Origin of the sequence: Myxococcus sp. CA005 (assembly GCF_006518205.1) — a bacterium.
In the GTDB taxonomy this organism is placed as follows: Bacteria; Myxococcota; Myxococcia; order Myxococcales; family Myxococcaceae; genus Myxococcus; species Myxococcus xanthus.
The window spans coordinates 23,693-40,717 of record NZ_SRLV01000034.1 but is presented as its reverse complement, the minus strand read 5'-3'; the positions used below and the strand labels follow the sequence as shown (position 1 = coordinate 40,717).

The following is a 17,025-nucleotide window of genomic DNA, read 5'->3' as shown; positions in this document are numbered from 1 at the left end:
CGCGTCCGCGTGTGCCGCGCTGCCACACAGCAGCAGTCCCAACGTCAGCCAGCTCGATTTCGGCCTGACGCAGGGTGGTAACACCAGTCACCAGCCGAGGACGGCTGTCACCACCTGTCCGTCATAAAATTGCGAGTGGGGCATACGCCATCACCTCACTCGCCCTGGAAGTCCCTGCACCCGCATTGGCATGCCACATGCTCATGCGGACTCCACATCACGCCAGGGAATCCCTCTCACTCCCACGCGCAGGCGATGTCCCCTGCCCTGGCGTTCGCTCTGCAGTGGGAACACTCCCCATCTACTTCCATGAATCGAATGTCTGATTGGCTTTCTACCGCGGCGATGTTCGCTGGCCTTGCCACCCTGACGGGCCTGCCGATGGCCGCCGAGGCCTCGAGCGACGTGTCGCCAGAAATTGTCTCCGCGATGCGTCGGGACCTTGGGCTCACCGAGCAGCAGGTGCATCAGCGCCTGTCCTTCGAGGCGAAGGCGCCCGGGCTGGAGCAGACGATGCGTGAACAACTTGGCGACGCCTTCGGTGGCGCCTGGCTCGACGCGGAGGGCGGCCAGCTCATCGTTGGTGTCACCGACGAGGCCCGCCTCGCCAAGACCCGGGTCGCCGGCGTGCGGACCGTGCACGTGGCGCGGAGCCTGGCGCGGCTGGAGCAGGTGAAGGCGGAACTGGACCAGAACGTCCAGGCCCTCTCGCCCGCCATCCACTCCTGGTACGTCGACCTGCCGACGAACAGCGTCGTCGTCTACGTGGACGCCTCCAGCCAGACGAAGCTGCGCGCGGATGCCTTCATCGCGCAGAGCTCGGGCCTGAAAGACGGCAGCCTCCGCGTGGTGGCCTCCACCCACGCGCCCGAGCCCGCCTATGACCTGCGCGGCGGTGACCCCTACTACTTCAGCAACTACCGCTGTTCGGTGGGCTTCCCCGTCAACGGGGGCTTCGTCACCGCCGGCCACTGCGGCGGCGCCGGCACGCCCACCACGGGGCACAACGGCGTGGCCCTGGGCACCATCCGTGGCTCCGTCTGGCCCGGCTCCGACTACGGCTGGGTGGCCACCCATGGCTCGTGGACCCCGCAGCCGTGGGTCAACAACTACAGCGGCGGCAACGTCACCGTCGCGGGCTCCCAGGAGGCTCCGGTGAATGCCTCCATCTGCCGCTCCGGCTACACCACCGGCTGGCGGTGCGGCGTGCTCCAGGCGAAGAACATCACCGTCAACTACTCCGTCGGGCCCGTGTACGGCCTGCACAAGACGAACGCGTGCGCGGACGGCGGCGACTCCGGCGGCTCCGTCATCTCCGGCAACCAGGCCCAGGGCGTGACGTCCGGCGTGGCGGGCACGTGCGCCAACGGAAATCCGCCGCAGACGTTCTACCAACCCGTCAACCCCATCCTGGGCGCCTACGGCCTGACGCTCCGCACGACGGGCGGTGGCGGCAGTGGACGGTCCTTCGTGTCGCGCCTCAACGGCAAGTGCATCGACGTACCCAACTCCAACTTCTCCGACGGAGTGCAGCTCCAGATGTGGGACTGCAATGGCACGAACGCGCAGCGGTGGACCTTCATCAACGGCACCGTTCAGGCGGGCGGCAAGTGCATGGACGTGGCCTGGGCCTCCACGGCCAACGGCGCGGCCATCCAGTTGGCCAACTGCAGCGGCAACCCGGCACAGCAGTTCGTGCTGAGCGGCGCGGGTGACCTCGTCAGCGTGCTCGCCAACAAGTGCGTGGACATCGTGAACCACAACACGTCCAGCGGCGCCCGGCTCATCATCTACGAGTGCACGGGCAACCCGAACCAGAAGTGGGACTACCGCTGAACCCTCCGTCGCCTGACCGAGCGACCCGGGTGCCTGGAGGCGATTCAGGCACCGAGGGCCGCGCGGGCGTGACACGCTGAGGTCCTCCAGCGCGCCTGGGCCGGCCAGCCCAGGCGCGCCGTCTCACCAGAGGACATGCCCATGCCCCCCTCTTTGCTCCGCACGCGCCCCCTGCTCGTGCTCATCCCGCTGCTCCTGGCGGCGGCACCCGCACCCCATGCCCCGGCGCAGCCTCGGCTGGAGGACGCGGTCCCCGACACCTTCACCGGCGTGGAGCGCGTGGTGGCGGTGGGGGACGTGCACGGTGACGTGGACGCCCTGAAGGAGGTGCTACGGCTCGCCGGCCTCATTGACGCGAAGGACCGGTGGATTGGCGGCAAGACGCACCTGGTCCAGACGGGCGACGTGCCGGACCGGGGCGACCAGACGCGAGCGGCGTTCGACCTGCTCATGCGGCTGGAGCAGGAAGCGCTCGCCGCGGGCGGACGGGTCCACGCCCTGCTCGGCAACCATGAAGCCATGAACATGCTGGGCGACCTGCGATACGTGAACCCCGGGGAGATGGCCTCGTTCGCCGACCAGAGCCCCGAGCAGGACAGCGCCGGCTCCCCACCCGGCCTCAACGGGCACCGCGTCGCGTACAGCCTCCAGGGCCGCTACGGCCAGTGGCTGCGCAAGCACGCCGCCGTGGTGCGCATCAACGACACCCTCTTCGTGCACGGCGGCGTCGCGCCCGGCGTTCCCGGCGGAAACCTGGCCGAGCTCAACCGCTGGGTGCGCCAGGACTTCTTCCCCGACCATCCGCCCGGCGGCGCGCGGGACGCACAGGGCCCCTTGTGGTTCCGAGGCTACGCACTGGGCGAGCCACGGGACGCCGAACCCGCGCTGGACGCGGTGCTGAAGCGTTATGGCGCCAGGCGCATGGTCATGGGGCACACCACGAACCGCGACGGAAAGGTGAAGGTGCGGTTCAACGGCAAGGCGCTGCTCATCGACACCGGGCTGAGCACCGGGTACGGGCGGAACCTCGCGGCCCTGGAGCTTCGCGGCGGCAAGGTCAATGCCCTGTATCGCGAAGGCCCCGTCACGCTGGACTCCGTGGAGCCCTCCGCCGCGCCGGCTCGCCCCGCGGGGCCGAAGCCTCGGAAGAAATGAGCAGACGCGTCCCGTCCGTCCACGCGACTGCGCACGGGCGGTGACGCAACGTGCAGTCCCTTGCACATGCAAGAGGTGCCATCCCTTCGCGCGGAGACAGGGCCCGGTGGTTGCACCCAAGCGGCCGCATGCGCCTTCCCGTCCCGCTCCTGGCGGCGTCCGTGCTCTTCGCCCTGCCCGCGAGGGCGGACATCACGCTGTTCCCCGAAAGAGAGACCTGGCTGTCCGTGGGCCCCCTGTACAGCGCGGCATTCGGGGCGGACGCGCCCGGCACGGGCGTGGGCGGGGAGTTGACGCTCAATTGGTTCAAGGGCGTGGGCGCCCTGGGCCTCTTCGCGCAGGCACAGAAGATGGAGCGCGGCAGCGCGCGGCTCTGCGCCGGGCTTCAGGGCACCCTGCTCTTCGGGGGTGTGGAGCTGGGCGTCATGCATGAAACGGCGAGCCGGACGCGCGTGGCGACCACGGGCCTGCACGTCGCGCCCTACCTGGCCTTCGTGTTCGGCAGCCTGGGCGTGCGCTTCGGGATTCCGCTGGCCGGGGACCGGGACATCGGCCCCGGCGGCGTGGAGCGGACGCGGCATGCCCGCGAGGTGGGGCTGGTGTTGACGCTCAAGCTCCCCATCGCGCTGAGCTCGCACTCCGTCTGGGGTCCCCTCTTCCCCTGGAACTAGCACTCAACCGAGCGGCATCTCGTCGCGAATCCACGCCGTGACGGAGTCGTGCCGGGGCTTCCAGTCCAGTTCGCGGCGCGCGCGCTTGCCACGCACGCGGCTGTTCGAGCCGAAGGAGTAGCGCGCGTGGCCTTCACCCCATTCGCGGCTGGCTTCCTCCACCGACCAGGATTGCACGGGCCCCAGCCCGAGCCGCTGGGCGATGGCGGCACCAATCTCCGCGTAGGAGGCCTCGCCGTTCTCCACGAAGTAGAAGGCCCCGGCGGGCGCGCGCTCCAAGGCAAGCAGGTACAGCGCCACCACGTCGTCGATGTGCACGTTGGACCAGCGGTTGACGCCCTTGCCGACGATGCGCACCACGCCGCTCTTGCGCGCCTGCTTCACCAGCGGGGGAATCTGCACGCTGTCCGGGCTGAGCCCGGTGCCCGTGCCATAAATCATCGTGTTGCACAGGACGATGCCGCGCATTCCCTCGGCGGCGAGCACGCTGGTGTCGACCGCGTGACGGGCCCGCTTGTCGGGCTCGACGATGAAGGGGGTGTCCTCGTCGAACACCTTGTCGGAGAGCACCTCGCCTCGAACGTCGTCGCCAATCACGCTGGAACCACTGGTGTGGAGCAGCGGCTTGCCAGAGCCGCGCAGCCCCGCCAGGAGCGCCTCGACGGCCTCCGCGTGGTCACTGCTGGCCGCGTTGATGACCGCGTCCGCGCGCCGCGCCTCAGCTGTCAGCAGCGCGCGGTCCTCCAAGTCACCCAGCACGGGCTCGATGCCGAGCGCCGCCAGCCGCTCCGCCTTCACCTTGTCCCTGACCAGCCCTCGGATGGCGTGGCCGCGGGCCTTCAGCGAATGAGCAAGGGAGCCGCCGATGAAGCCGCTCGCGCCCGTCAGGAACAGTTGCATGGATGACCTCCAGGTTCAGTGATGCGTGCAGTCTGCGCATTCCTCCCAGGAAACGCCGCCCGCTTCAACGGACCGCCGTCAGCTTCGGTGACTTCTGGGCACGCTGACCCAGGTCGCTCTCTCCCCAGGCGCAGGGCCGGAACCACGTTGCGGAGGGATTCCCCCAGCTTGGTGAGGCTACGCGGGCTCCATGAGGCGTCCGACACGCGACGCTCATGCTGCGCGATTGCTGAGCCAATCATGACCATTCCGTGAGGATTGCCCCGCCGCGGCTCCCTACCGTCGGGGCATGACGAGTACGAGGGAGCGGCGCACGCGCAGCGGCGGGGCGTTCACGATTCTGGCCGTCGGGGTCCTCGGGATGCTCGCCTGGGACGCGCGCTCCACGTCAGAGGCCGTCGACCGAGGCGCAGGCGTCGCCGCATCGTCGCAAGGCGCGAACCGCATCGAAGGAACTGGCACCCCAGGCATGGCGGCACTGGGCCCGATTCCTCAACCCGAAAAGAGACGGCGCATTCGTGGCACCGTGGTGGATGCGCGAGGAGTCCCCCTCGCGGGCGTGCGCGTGTCCGCCCTGTCGCGGGCCGAGGAGCCCCTGGCAGAGCTGCCGTGCCCCGACTGGGCGCCTGGCACAGGGGGCTCCCGCCGCGAGGAGAAACCCCTCCGGCTCTTGCATGACTGCTGGCAGGCGGCCCAGGACATTCTGACGGAGTGGATGACCTCCCGCATGGGCGAAGCCATCCTCCAGGCAGAGACGGTCACCGACGGTGACGGCACCTACGTCTTGGATGGACTGGACGTCGGAATCCTGTCGGTCTGGGCCTTGAACGAGGACGGGGCGGCCGTGCAACAAGGCATCCTGGGGACGCACGACGGACTGCAGTTGGTGCTGGCTCCGGGATTACGGGTGGAGGGAACCGCCTTTGGTGAGGACGTACCGCTACCAGGCGCCCGCATCAGCCTGGTCTCCGTGGCAACGGACCGATACTTCGACGGCATCGCAGGTCCGGATGGCCGGTTCCACATCGGCCCGCTGCCGTATGGGCATTACGTCCTCCTGGCGAAGCAGGATGGCTGGCGACCGGAGCTCCTCCATCTCAATGAGGCCACCGCCCTTCCGTGGGGCAGCGTGCACCTCACACGGCCGCTGAACCATGCAGGCCGGGTCCTCTTCCAGGGAAGCCCCGTCGCGGGCGCCCGCGTCGAGCTCACCGCGGAGTTTCCACATGACTTCCCCTTTCAGTTCGCCACGTCCGACGCGAAAGGACGGTTTCATTTCTCCGGACTCCGCAATGGCTACGGCCTCAAAGTGTCGGCCTTCCATGAAGGGATGATTGCCAGCGAGGAAGTCACCCTGAAGGAGCGAAACGGGGTTGAGACGGTACTCGAACTGCGGCCTGCACCTTATTTCGAAGGAATCGTTCAAGACGAGGCGCGCCAGCCCATTCCAGGTGCCCGCGTCTCCGTCGTTCCGCAGCGCCTTGATATCGACTACCCGGTCACGACAACGAACCTGGATGGCCGCTTTCGTCTGGGCCCCTTCGGCCCCGACATGAACCAGGTCACGGTGTCAGCACCGGGCCATCTGGACGAAGTCGTCACCCTGAGTTCCCCAGAGGCCACGTCCCCTGCCACCATCACCCTGTTTCGCGCGGTGTCCATCACCGGCGTTGCAGTCGACGCACACGGGGCGCCCGCTCCGAACGTCACGCTCAGATTGGAGCGCCAATGCAACCCCACGGTGCCGCACCATAATCATGTGACGACCACGGACGACGCCGGCCATTTCGAGCTGAAAGCCTGCCGCGCAGGTAATTGGGGGCTCCAAGCCGATGACCCGCGCTTCCTTCCAGACGTCGCTTCGGTGCACGCGCCCAGCGGAGACCTCCGCATCTCGCTGAAGCAAGGCCCGATCTTGCCAGGCATCGTGTTGGATGAGCACGGTGTTCCCGTGCCCGATGCGGACGTCATCCTCGCCAGGCGCGAGGCGAAAGACACGCACAGCCAATATTCATCTTCAGATGCCCAGGGACACTTCCAGCTCGGGGCAGTTCCGCCAGGGCACTACACGGTGTGGGCACAAAAGGAGGTTCTGGGTGTCATCCGGCGGACCGTCGCCCAGGACATCGAGTTGCGAGAGGGACCTCCGCCGCAGGTGGAGTTGCGCTTTCCCGAAGGTGTGACGGTCTCCGGCATCGTGGTGACAACGAGCGGAAGACCCCTGGAGGGCGCGACTATCACGGCCTCTCGGCAGTCACCAGCTGACGCGACAGAGCCGCCGACCGTCAGCTTCAGATGCGGCGGACCTTTCGGCGTTCGCACAGGCGCGGATGGGCGATTCGTCCTGCGGCATCTGTCTTCCGGCCCGCACACGATATCGGCCTCGATAGATGGCCATACCTTCGTCCCAGCACAATCCTCGGGAGGGACCGAATACGAGACCTTCGCACTTCTTGTGAAGCCGGGGGAGGCCCCCCTCCGTATCGTCATGCAACGTGATTCACAAATCCGAGGCAGGCTCCTGGGTCCCGATGGGTCGCCCTTCTCAAATTTCGTCCTCAACAACCGCGAATTCTATGTCGACCCCCAGGACGGCGCTTTCAAATGGTCGACTCTGAAATCTGGGGTGCAGACGCTGAGATTCGATGCCCCCGGGATGGCATCACGAACCCTCACGGTCGATGTTCCCTTCGAAGGAGATGTGGAGTTGGGTGAAATCCACATGAGTCCGGGGCCTTCCATCCTGGGTTCACTGCTGGACGCTACGCCTCACGAACCTGCGGAGAGCGCGAACCTGTCGCCATAGGCTGGTGACGGCACCGCCGCCTCTATTTCCACCGGGAGGAGTTGACGATTCCGGCCTCCGGGGAAATCGTCCCCAGGTTGGTTCCCAACTGGCAGCCACTGCCCTCTTCTGGGGAATGACGGAACGGTCCATGAACGACTATGAGTTGATTGGCTCACCGGGATGTGGCTCGGCCATCGTGGAGATGGCGCTGAGCATCACCGGCATCCCGCACCGCTTGACGGAGCTGCCCTACCTGGAGCCTGGCCCCGGACGCGACCGGCTGCTGAAGCTCAATCCCCTGGGGCAGGTGCCCACCCTGATCCTCCCCGATGGCGCGGTGATGACAGAGAGCGCGGCTATCATCCTGCACCTGCACGACGTCTCGCCCCAGAGCGGCCTGGTGCCGGAGCCCACGGCGCCCGAGCGCGTGCGCTTCCTCAACCTCTTGTTCCGCCTCGTGGGCGCGGTGTACCCGACGTTCACCTACGCGGACGACCCGCCGAAGTGGACCCTGCCCGGTCCCGCCGCGGACCGGCTGCGCGACACCGTCATGGAGCGCCGCGCCAACCTCTGGCGCGAAATCGAGGCCCAGGTGGGCAAGCCTCACGTGCTCGGCAAGCGCTTCAGCGCGCTGGACCTCTACGTCACCGTGATGACGCACTGGCGCCCGAACAAGGCCTGGTTCATTCAGAACTGCCCCGCCCTGGCAGCGGCGGCCTCTCAAGCGGAGAAGAACCCGCACGTCGCTGCAGTGCTGGAGCGCCACTTCAGTTAGAGACAGCGTCGGCTCCCGCTGGGAGCGTCATCAAGGCACGTACCGCAGGGGCTCACGTCCAAGCCCCTGGCTCCTCCTGCTCTGCAACCCGCAGATGGGCCACTGCCACTTCCACCCGGCGGAGGGCCGAGACGAGGCCCGCCTGGTCTTCGACAATCCCTACCCGTGCCGCTTCGACATGGGACTCGTGAAGGGCATGGCCCGGCGCTTCGCGCCCGAGGCCACCCTCACCCACGACACTTCAGCAGGGTGCCGCCAGAAGGGCGCGAATTCCTGCACCTACCTCGTCCTCTGGTAGGTCAGCCCTCCCGGCGGCCTTGGGTTCAACCTTCTGCCCGCCCCGGGGTGTGGTCCGGGTCCGGGTAGGGGCGAACACGGTGCGGCGCGTCTTCGTCGTCGCCCTCCGCGCTCCCCGGCGTGTGGCCCGGCTCTTCCTCCATGTAGCGGCTCTGTCGCTCCTCCGCCTCGTCTGGCGGCTCGGACAGCGGCCGCGGCGCTTCCACATCTGGCATGGCGATGTCCTCCTCTTGGAGAACATAGGCAGTCGCCAGTCATGCGATGGTCGCGCCCATATGACGCTCCACCGATTCCTTGGCACCGCTCGGGGGCTGCTGCGGAATGCCGTCGGCATTCCCCTGACGCTGTACATGGCGCTCCGCCCCGGGAAGAAGGAGGCGGAACGCGCGCAACGCAACGCCGAGACGCTCATCGCGGCCTGCCGCGCCTACCAGGCCCGGCACGGACAGCTCCCCGACACCCTGGAGCAGCTCGTACCGGAGTTCCTCCCCCAGCTGCCACCCGCCAAGTTCAGCGGCCCTCACTTCGGCTTCACCTACGACGTGAGCGGCCCGGCGGACGCACGCCGTCACGTGCTGGGATGGACGGACAGGATTCCCTTCGGGCGCCCCTTCTTCGTCTTCGAGGAGGAGCGCTGGGGCTACCTGGATTGAGCGCGTCCCGGGCCCGCGAGCAGGCAGGCGGTCCCCTCTTCGCCATGGCCCCGAGGAGCGGTCGGGGCGCGTAGCGCCTCATCCGCCGCGTGCCTACGCCGGCGAGACACCCACGACCTCCGAAGAGGACCGGCGATGAGCTGGCGCCAACGACGGCAACACGCCGGACATGCGCGCGGCCCGGTGGACCCGGAAGATTTGCCTGACGACAAGCACCGCGTCCTCAAGCGCGCGCAGCGGCTGGAGGCCTGGTCACTGGCGTACCTGGGTCGGCCATCGTCGTCATCTACCTCACGCTGGGCGCGTCCCAGGCCATGAAGGCGGCGTGGCTGGAGGACCTGCTCAGCCTCATTCCGCCCATCTCCTTCCTGGTGGGCAGCCGGGTGGCGCACCGGAAGCCCTCCGCCGAGTACCCCTATGGCTACCACCGCGCCGTCACCGTGGCGTACCTGGTGGGCTCGGTGGCGCTGCTCTTCATGGGGACGTGGCTGTTCGTGAAGTCCGTGCTCAAGCTGGTGCGCGCCGAATACCCTTCCATCGGTACCACGCAGCTGTTCGGCCACACCGTGTGGATGGGCTGGCTGATGCTGGCGGCCCTGCTGTGGTCGGCGATTCCGTCCGTGTTGCTGGGATGGGCGAAGCTGCCACTGGCGGAGTCGCTCCACGACAAGGTGCTTCACGCCGACGCGCTGATGAACAAGGCGGACTGGCTCACCGCGGTCGCCGCCATGTTGGGCGTGCTGGGCATCGGCATGGGCTGGTGGTGGGCGGACGCGGTGGCGGCGGGGGTCATCGCGCTGGACATCGCCTGGGACGGACAGCGGCACCTGCGCACCGCGCTGGGTGACTTGATGGACCGCACGCCGCGCACGCTCGACTCGAAGCACGCCGAGCCGCTGCCGCGCCGCATTCACGAGGCCCTGTGCGGCCTGGACTGGGTGGAGGCCGCTCAGGTGCGCGTGCGCGAGGAACGGACACGTCTTCTGCGCGGACGTGCGCCTGGAGCCGAAGGAGCGGGGAGCGGGGACCGGAGCTCGTCACCCGGCTGGGCAACGCCGCCGAGAACCTCAAGCGCCTGGACTGGCGCCTGCGCGACGTGTTGCTGGTACCGGTGGACCGGCTCGGCTGACCCGGGCCCCACGGGCCACCGTCAGCGCGCTTCGACGCATGCGGCGCCCCCCTGGCTGGTCCCTGGCGGCCTCAAGATAAGCAGCCAGGGACACGGAGGTGGACGCCAGCCCCTGCCAGGCGGGACGGCCAGCAGGCAGGGGGCCGGGGTGGGCTACGGCTGGGACATGGCCTGGATGACGGGCCGCGCCTTGCCCTCATCCGCGGTGATGGAGACAACGGGCCGCTGGAAGCAGCCCTCGAACTCCTTCCGAAGGGACTCGGCCGTCACCGTCTGGAGCAGCGCGGGCCGGCGCGTCACCGTGTCCGGCTCGAAGCCTCGGACGCGCGCGGTCAGCAGCGCGTTCACCCAGGCTTCCGAGCTGATGAAGGAGACGGCCTGGGACGCCAGCATCCCCCTGCGAGCCCGCTCCAGCGCGTGCTCGGGCACTTCCTTCCCGAAGGACGCGAGGAGCTGGGTCACGGTGCTGATGCCTTCACCCATGCGCTGCGCATCCACCGCGCCCTCCAGCACCAGGTGGGCCGCGCCGCCGCGCCCCAGCCAGGGCCGCGCGGAGAAGCCGTACGTCGCCCCCCGGCGCGAGCGCATCTCCCCCGAGGCGTGATTGTGAATCAACTCAGCCATCAGCGCGTAGCGCGCCTCTGCTTCGGGCGTGGCCGTGGGCAGCCGGCAGGCCAGTTGCACCTGTGCCTGGCTCGCGCCAGGACGCGGCGAGAGCAGGACCGTCGCCTCCGAAGACGCCGCCGGCAGCTCCGGCGCGGCTGGCGTGGCGACGGGCGCCGCCTTCCCCCGGCTCCAACCGCCGAGGTACTTGCGCGCCAGCCCCTCCACTTCCTTCACGTCGAACTCGCCGGCGATGACGACCACCGTATTGGCCGGGCGATACACGTCCTTCAGCCACGCCTCGGCTTCCGTCCAGGACACCTGGGCCAGGTCCGCGCCGGTGGCCTCGCGCGCAAAGGGATGCGTGCCATACAGCGCCTTCTGGAGGTGACGCTCGGCCAGGAGCTCCGGATTCGAGTCCACCGCCTGGCGCCAGGGCAGCACCTGCTCGCGGTAGAAGCGCACCACGTCCTCGGAGGTCCGCGTGGAGTCGAGCTGCTCGGCCAGCATCGCCAGCATGTTGCCAACGTTGCCGGCCGTGCCGGAGATGCCGACGCGCAGGTGGTCGCGCTGGAACGACGAGGTCGAATGCAGGCCCCAGTCACTGGGGCGGCCCTCGAACCAGGACTCCCGGAAGGAGCCCCAGTTGGCCAGGTCCGCCACCCCCGACTTCGCGCCGTAGGACGAACCACCGCCCAGCGCCGCGCCGATGCGGACCACCGGGAGGCCCGGACGCGGAGCGAGCAGCACCTCCATGCCATTGTCCAGCTTGAGCACCTGCACGGGCGAATCGAGCGCCGCCGTCATGGACGGCGTCACCTGCTCGGCGGGCGTGGTCCAGGGCTCCTCGTCCGCGGACAGCGTGGCGGCCGCCGTCGCCGCGCCCGGCACCTCACCGGGACGGACGACAATCATTCGCACCCGGTCCCGCTGTAGCCACTGGTAGGAGAAGTCCGTCACCTTGCCACCGCCGAGCCCCATCAGCGCCACCTGCGAGCGGGTGTAGGAGCGCACGTCCTGCGTGAAGTGGGTGAGCAACGCCCGGCGCTCGGTGCGGGACATGAGGTCCTCTGACTCCAGCACCATGCCCGTCACCACCTGCCGGCGCGTCGCCTGGAAGTCGAACTCGCGGCCCAGCACGGAGCCGGGCTGAATCTCCTGGACCCACGCGTTCTGCACCTGGTCCAACACCTTCCCCGCCGAGCGCGTCGGGTCGTCGCCCCGGCTGAGCCGCACCCGCACCACCAGCAGCGAGGCGCGCGTCCCCGGAATCAGGTTGGTGGAGATGTCCGCGATGTCACCGTCGTTGCGCACCGCGCCCCAGAGGTTCTGGCCGAAGGTGGCGCGCACGAAGTCCTGGACCGCGCTGGACTCGTCGAAGCCGCGCGGCAGCACCCAGGACAGATACACCTCCGGCGTGGGCACGGCGGCAGTGAAGACAGGCACCGACTTCTGGGCGGGCGTGGTAGCCGGGGCCGCCGGCTGCGCGGGCAGACGTGCCTCCAGCGCCAGGGGTGCGCCTGTCCCCACCCAGGCCTCGGGCAGGTTTGCCCGAAGCGTGGCCTCCACGGCCGCCAGGTCCACGTCACCGGCGATGACCAGCGTGACGTTGTCTGGACGGTAGTGCGCCCGGGCGAAGCGCTGCGCGTCCGACAGGCTGAGCGCGGACAGCGACTCATGCGTCCCGGCGAGAGGACGCGCGTAGGGGTGTCCACCGGGGAAGGCCGCGGCGTTCAACCAACTGAAGACCTGTCCCACGTAGCCCGTCTCGTTGCGCTGGCGGAGCTCGTTGCGGACCACCTCGCGCTCTACCGCGAACACCTCCGGGCTCACGCCCGCGAGCGGCGCGGCCAGGCGCTGGCCTTCCAGTTTCAGGAGAACGGGCAAGGCCTCCTTGGGGCCCAGCGTCTCGTAGGACGTGTAATCCAAACTGGTGGAGGCGTTGTAGAAGCCCGCGCCCGACGCCTCCAGGCGCCGCCACACCGACGGACTACCCGCGTGGCGGGAACGGAACGCCAGGTGCTCCACGACGTGCGCCAGGCCCTCCTTGCCACCTGGGTCACTGGAGCCCCCTGCTCCCACCACGGCGACCACCGCCACCACGGGAGAGCGGGCATCCTGCTCCACCACCACGCGGAGCCCCGAGGGGAAGCGGAAGTCCCGCAACGGGAAGGCCACGTCACGCATGACGATCTGCCCACGCTGGGGCAGCGTGGCGCACGCGCTCAGCAGCAGCGTCAGGGCAACGACGGCGGCACGGGGCCGCCAGACGGAAGGGAGGGAGACACGCGGGCGAAACATCCAAGCTCCAAGGACGAACCCGGGAGCGGCGCGCTGGGGCACGCCCCACCGCCTCCCCCGAGCGGAAGTGAATCTCGACAGCGACGAGGCGAAGGCCGTGTACGAACCGCGCTGGCCCTGGACGCAAGGCCAGACGGACGCAATGCTCATACCATCCGCGGGAAGACAGGCCAAGGGCCGGGACTTCCAGGCGCGATTGCCACATCCAGGCACCTCCGCAATTCTGGCAATCCACAACGCGACAGGACCGTCTTCGCGACGGGGGAGGCATCATGCGAGCAACGTGGATGGGCGTGGCGCTGGCCACGGTCTTCATGGGGACGGGCTGTGGCGGCATGAACCCGGGACTGGACGACCCTGCCGGCACGGACGAGGCGCACGGATCCGAAGTCCAGGCACTGACCACCTGTGAAGACTGCCATACCACCTACACCGCCTGCATTCGCCAGGCCCTTGGGGACCCCGAGGAGACGCAGGTCTGCATCGACCAGCGGCACGAGTGCGCGCTGCAATACTGTCCGTGACCGCGCGCGCCGAACGTATGGCGCTGACGCGCGGGGTGGGAGGAGCGCCTCTCCCTCCGCCCGCCGTCAATCCGAGACAGGCGCGGGACGGGCTCTGTTGACCGCTCGTCATCGGCGCGCCCAGAGACACCGAGGCGCGACGGACACGTCGGGACAGGCGGCTACATTGCGCCCCGCCCAGCACCACGCCCGTTCCGGCGTGCGCAGGCGAAAGGGAGCAACCATGGCCTTGCAGAATGATTACCAGGACGTGCTCGACGTGGCGAAGAACGTGGGCGCCAAGGTCGAGTCGCGCGAGGAGAACGGCAAGCTCATCATCAAGGGGACGGTGGACTACGCCTGGGACCGAGACCGGATGTGGGACCAGATCAAGGCCAGACATTCGAACTGGCAGAACGAGGTCATGGTCATGCTCACCGTCACGCACGAGACGCCGTACGGCCTGTACACCGTCAAGTCGGGCGACACGCTGAGCAAGCTGGCCAAGGACATCTACGGAGACATGAAGCTGTACCCGAAGATTTTCGAGGCCAACAAGGACCAGCTCAAGGACCCGGACAAAATCAAGGTCGGGCAGGTGCTGAAGCTGCCGCCCAAGTCCATCGCCAACGCCTGACATTGAGCGAGGCCAGGGGGGCACCGAGACGTACCCCCTCTGGCTCCTCAAGTCAGGTGTCGCACCAGCTTGGCGGGAACGCCCGCCACGAAGCTGTTCGGCGCTACATCCTCGGTCACCACCGCTCCGGCGCCCACCACCGAGTTTTCGCCCACCGTCACGCCCGGCAAAATCGTGACGGCCGCCGCAATCCAGACATTCCGTTCGAGCACGATGGGCTTCGCGACCGCTGAAGCCCGCCGCCTGGCGGGCTCCAGGGGATGACTCGACGTGATGATGTTCACCTTCGGGCCAATCATGACGTCGTCAGCGATGTCGATTCCACCGATATCCATCAGCGTGCAGCACTGGTTGATGAACACATTCCGCCCGACGCGGATGTTGACGCCATGGTCGGTATAGAACGGCGGGATGAGCGAAAACGTGCTGTCGACATTCCGGCCGGTCAGCTCACTGAAGAGCGTCCTGATTTCCTCGGCATCATCGAAGGTGCGCTTGTTCAATTCCACGGTCAGGCGCATCGCTCGCCGGATGTTGCTGAACATGACCTCTGATTCGGGGGTGCCAATCAGCACCTCCCGGGGAAGGAACGGCTTCTCGCCATGCATGGAACGGCTCTCCTGAAATGACGGCAGCCATTGAAGACGTGCGTGCCGTTGAATAGGACCTTAGCCAGTGCATCGCCGAGACATCAAACAACTTGATATCGCCCGAGACACAACCGCGGGTTGTGCCGCTCCCTGGCACAGCCCAATCCCGTGCGGTACCCTCCCCTGACGACACTGGAGCAACGGAGGCGGCGCAGCGTGGATTTCGATGGGGTGAGGACCTTCATTGCAGTCGCCGACACGGGACAGTTCCAAGAGGCGGCATCAAGGCTGTCACTGACTCAGCAAGCCGTCTCCAAGCGCATCGCCGCGCTCGAGGCCAGCCTCGGGGCGCGGTTGTTCGTCCGGGCGCCGCGCGGCGTTCAGCTCACCATCGACGGACAGGTGTTCCTGCCTCACGCTCGAAGGCTCCTCGAAGCGGCGGAGCGGGCAGCCGATTCCGTGCGCCCCGGCCGCCGTCGGCTCCGTGTCGACGTGGTCAAGCCGAACCTCGGGAGCGCACGCATCCTTCGTGATTTCCACAGCGCACATCCCGAGATTGAAATCGACGTCGTCACACATCTCTTCGACGCGAAGACCGCGTTGGCCGCTGTGCGGACTGGGACGATCGACGCGACGTTTCGCGCCATCACCCGGCCCGCGCAGCAACTGACCGACGGCCTCGTGGCGACCCGAGTTCTCGACGACGCCGTGGAGTTCCTCACGAGCGATACGCACAGACTCGCGGCAGCGACTTCGCTGACGCCGGCCGAGCTCGCGAAGCACAAGGTCTGGATGCCCTTCATCGTCCCAGGAACAGAGTGGGCCGCCTATTACGACGAGCTCGCCGCGAGATTCGGGCTCACCATCGACACCCTCGGTCCCGACTTCGGCATCGATGCGCTCCTGGAGGTGATTGCCGGCTCCTCGAGCCTGGCCACACTCGTAGGTGAACACATCCGGCTGGTGTGGCCGGCCGAGTACAACCTCCGCCGCATTCCCATCCGCAACCCGATGCTCGTGTACCCACATTCCCTGGTCTGGCGTTGCGACAACGCGCACCCCGCGCTCGCGAAGCTCCGCGCCTACCTCGACGCCCGGAAGGACCGCTATCGGCATCCCAAGGCGTGGTCACCCCCATGGACGGACCGCTGAAGGCAGACGCGTCCATGTGAGGCAGGCCCGAGCCCCCTACAAACGCTCAGCGGACCTGCGCCGGCGTCGTTACAGACTCGGGCTTCGGCAGGTCCGCGTCCTTCAGCACCTTGCCTCGCAGCTGCCGCTCCGTCGCATCCGTGTAGCCCCGGTCCACCAGCCCGCTCAAGTCGAATGGCACGCCCCGGGTGCGCTCCAGCTTCTCCGCGCGCGCCTCCAGCGTCTTGGCGGCCACCTTCTCCTCGTACCCCACGCCCACCAGGATGCGATTCGAGCTCTGCGGCACGATGAACTCATACAGCTGCGTGAAGGCCACCTGCCACGTGTGCACCATGGCGTCGTAGTGACGGTTGGGCGGAAAGGCCCACACGTTGCCCACCACCGCGCCCTGGGGGCTCAGCTTCGCGCGCACCACCGCCAGGAACTCCTGCGTGGCCAGGTGCTCGGGGATGCTGTCCGGGCCATAGGCATCCAGGAAGATGAGGTCATACGCGGGCCGCTCGGCTTCGATGAAGCGCCGGCCGTCTCCGACGTGCGCGCGCAGGTGCGTATCCTCCCGGAAGCCGAAGTAGCGCCTTGCCACCGTCACCACATCCGGATCGATGTCCACCACGTCGATGTGCGCCCGCGGCACTACCTTGCGCAGGAACATGGGCATGGCCCCGCCCCCCAGCCCCACGATGAGGATGCGCTTGGGCGCGGGCACATAGGCCAGCCCCACCATGGAGACCTGCGTGTAGGGCAGCACCAGGTCCAGCGGCTTGCCCGGCCGGACCACGCTCTGCAGCGCCCCCGAGGCATCGAAGCCCAGGTACCGGCGCCCCTCTTCGTCCTCCGTCACCGAGATGAGGGTGTAGGGCGATTCCTTCTCGTACAAGACCTTGCGGGACGCGGAGGCCGTACATGCCAGGACCACCAGCCCCATCAGCAGCAGCCGCTGGGTCACACCGCGCATGTCCATCCCTTCCTGGTACAGAGTACCAAAAAGACAGCATTTCCTTCAGGAAAAACAACAGGTTGACGCATACGGCGCCG

16 protein-coding genes and 1 pseudogene are annotated in these 17,025 nt (G+C 68.0%); 12 read left to right on the top strand and 5 right to left on the bottom strand.

What is annotated here, in order from left to right; genetic code table 11:
- Positions 1–309: 309 nt before the first annotated feature.
- From FMQ63_RS17145 to FMQ63_RS17135, 3 genes are all read left to right on the top strand, one after another.
- Positions 310–1,836 carry a ricin-type beta-trefoil lectin domain protein gene (locus FMQ63_RS17145; protein WP_225909446.1) on the top strand — a complete coding sequence of 509 codons (1,527 nt, stop codon included), beginning with the start codon at positions 310–312 and terminating at the stop codon, positions 1,834–1,836.
- Positions 1,837–1,971: 135 nt separating this feature from the next.
- On the top strand, positions 1,972–2,991 hold the full coding sequence (locus FMQ63_RS17140; protein WP_011555425.1) for a metallophosphoesterase: 1,020 nt from the start codon (positions 1,972–1,974) through the stop codon (positions 2,989–2,991).
- Between the two features lie 128 nt (positions 2,992–3,119).
- Complete coding sequence (locus tag FMQ63_RS17135) at positions 3,120–3,662, top strand: hypothetical protein (protein WP_020477844.1); 543 nt, start codon at positions 3,120–3,122, stop codon at positions 3,660–3,662.
- A gap of 3 nt (positions 3,663–3,665) precedes the next feature.
- On the opposite strand, the gene FMQ63_RS17130 is transcribed toward FMQ63_RS17135, so the two are convergent.
- Complete coding sequence (locus FMQ63_RS17130; protein ID WP_011555427.1) at positions 3,666–4,562, bottom strand: NAD-dependent epimerase/dehydratase family protein; 897 nt, start codon at positions 4,560–4,562, stop codon at positions 3,666–3,668.
- Positions 4,563–4,851: 289 nt separating this feature from the next.
- On the opposite strand from FMQ63_RS17130, the gene FMQ63_RS17125 reads away from it, so the two are divergent.
- The 3 genes from FMQ63_RS17125 (at position 4,852) to FMQ63_RS17115 (ending at position 8,423) form a co-directional block, all read left to right on the top strand.
- The gene (locus FMQ63_RS17125) at positions 4,852–7,368 is read left to right on the top strand and encodes a carboxypeptidase-like regulatory domain-containing protein (RefSeq protein ID WP_011555428.1); all 2,517 of its coding nucleotides are present in this window, start codon (positions 4,852–4,854) and stop codon (positions 7,366–7,368) included.
- Between the two features lie 130 nt (positions 7,369–7,498).
- Positions 7,499–8,125 carry a glutathione S-transferase family protein gene (locus FMQ63_RS17120; RefSeq protein ID WP_011555429.1) on the top strand — a complete coding sequence of 209 codons (627 nt, stop codon included), beginning with the start codon at positions 7,499–7,501 and terminating at the stop codon, positions 8,123–8,125.
- 94 nt (positions 8,126–8,219) lie between these two features.
- The gene (locus FMQ63_RS17115) at positions 8,220–8,423 is read left to right on the top strand and encodes a hypothetical protein (RefSeq protein ID WP_011555430.1); all 204 of its coding nucleotides are present in this window, start codon (positions 8,220–8,222) and stop codon (positions 8,421–8,423) included.
- A gap of 25 nt (positions 8,424–8,448) precedes the next feature.
- On the opposite strand, the gene FMQ63_RS17110 is transcribed toward FMQ63_RS17115, so the two are convergent.
- Complete coding sequence (locus tag FMQ63_RS17110) at positions 8,449–8,637, bottom strand: hypothetical protein (RefSeq protein ID WP_011555432.1); 189 nt, start codon at positions 8,635–8,637, stop codon at positions 8,449–8,451.
- 60 nt (positions 8,638–8,697) lie between these two features.
- Between FMQ63_RS17110 and FMQ63_RS17105 the strand changes: the two genes are divergently transcribed.
- From FMQ63_RS17105 to FMQ63_RS37985, 3 genes and pseudogenes are all read left to right on the top strand, one after another.
- Positions 8,698–9,075 carry a hypothetical protein gene (locus FMQ63_RS17105; protein ID WP_020477846.1) on the top strand — a complete coding sequence of 126 codons (378 nt, stop codon included), beginning with the start codon at positions 8,698–8,700 and terminating at the stop codon, positions 9,073–9,075.
- Positions 9,076–9,389: 314 nt separating this feature from the next.
- Positions 9,390–9,899, top strand: a pseudogene (locus FMQ63_RS37990) (cation transporter); the annotation flags it as partial.
- Between the two features lie 98 nt (positions 9,900–9,997).
- Positions 9,998–10,204: a hypothetical protein gene (locus FMQ63_RS37985; RefSeq protein WP_020477849.1), complete on the top strand. Its 207-nt coding sequence runs from the start codon at positions 9,998–10,000 to the stop codon at positions 10,202–10,204.
- 153 nt (positions 10,205–10,357) lie between these two features.
- Here FMQ63_RS37985 and FMQ63_RS17095 read toward each other — a convergent pair whose 3' ends face one another.
- Positions 10,358–13,108 (bottom strand): pitrilysin family protein, encoded by a 2,751-nt coding sequence (locus tag FMQ63_RS17095; protein ID WP_011555434.1) that lies wholly within the window; start codon positions 13,106–13,108, stop codon positions 10,358–10,360.
- A 272-nt stretch (positions 13,109–13,380) separates the two neighbouring features.
- Here FMQ63_RS17095 and FMQ63_RS17090 point away from each other — a divergent pair, with 272 nt between their 5' ends.
- Both FMQ63_RS17090 and FMQ63_RS17085 read left to right on the top strand, forming a co-directional pair.
- Positions 13,381–13,632: a hypothetical protein gene (locus FMQ63_RS17090; protein ID WP_011555435.1), complete on the top strand. Its 252-nt coding sequence runs from the start codon at positions 13,381–13,383 to the stop codon at positions 13,630–13,632.
- A 223-nt stretch (positions 13,633–13,855) separates the two neighbouring features.
- Positions 13,856–14,248, top strand: a complete 393-nt coding sequence (locus FMQ63_RS17085) for a LysM peptidoglycan-binding domain-containing protein (RefSeq protein ID WP_020477851.1) — start codon at positions 13,856–13,858, stop codon at positions 14,246–14,248.
- A gap of 47 nt (positions 14,249–14,295) precedes the next feature.
- Here FMQ63_RS17085 and FMQ63_RS17080 read toward each other — a convergent pair whose 3' ends face one another.
- Positions 14,296–14,856: a sugar O-acetyltransferase gene (locus FMQ63_RS17080; protein ID WP_011555437.1), complete on the bottom strand. Its 561-nt coding sequence runs from the start codon at positions 14,854–14,856 to the stop codon at positions 14,296–14,298.
- A gap of 198 nt (positions 14,857–15,054) precedes the next feature.
- On the opposite strand from FMQ63_RS17080, the gene FMQ63_RS17075 reads away from it, so the two are divergent.
- Positions 15,055–15,990, top strand: coding sequence for a LysR family transcriptional regulator (locus tag FMQ63_RS17075; RefSeq protein WP_011555438.1), 936 nt, complete (start codon positions 15,055–15,057; stop codon positions 15,988–15,990).
- 46 nt (positions 15,991–16,036) lie between these two features.
- Here the strand turns inward: FMQ63_RS17075 and FMQ63_RS17070 are convergent, their stop codons facing one another.
- A complete protein-coding gene (locus FMQ63_RS17070; protein ID WP_011555439.1) occupies positions 16,037–16,951 on the bottom strand; it encodes a spermidine synthase in 915 nt (304 codons plus the stop codon).
- Between the last annotated feature and the right edge of the window lie 74 nt (positions 16,952–17,025).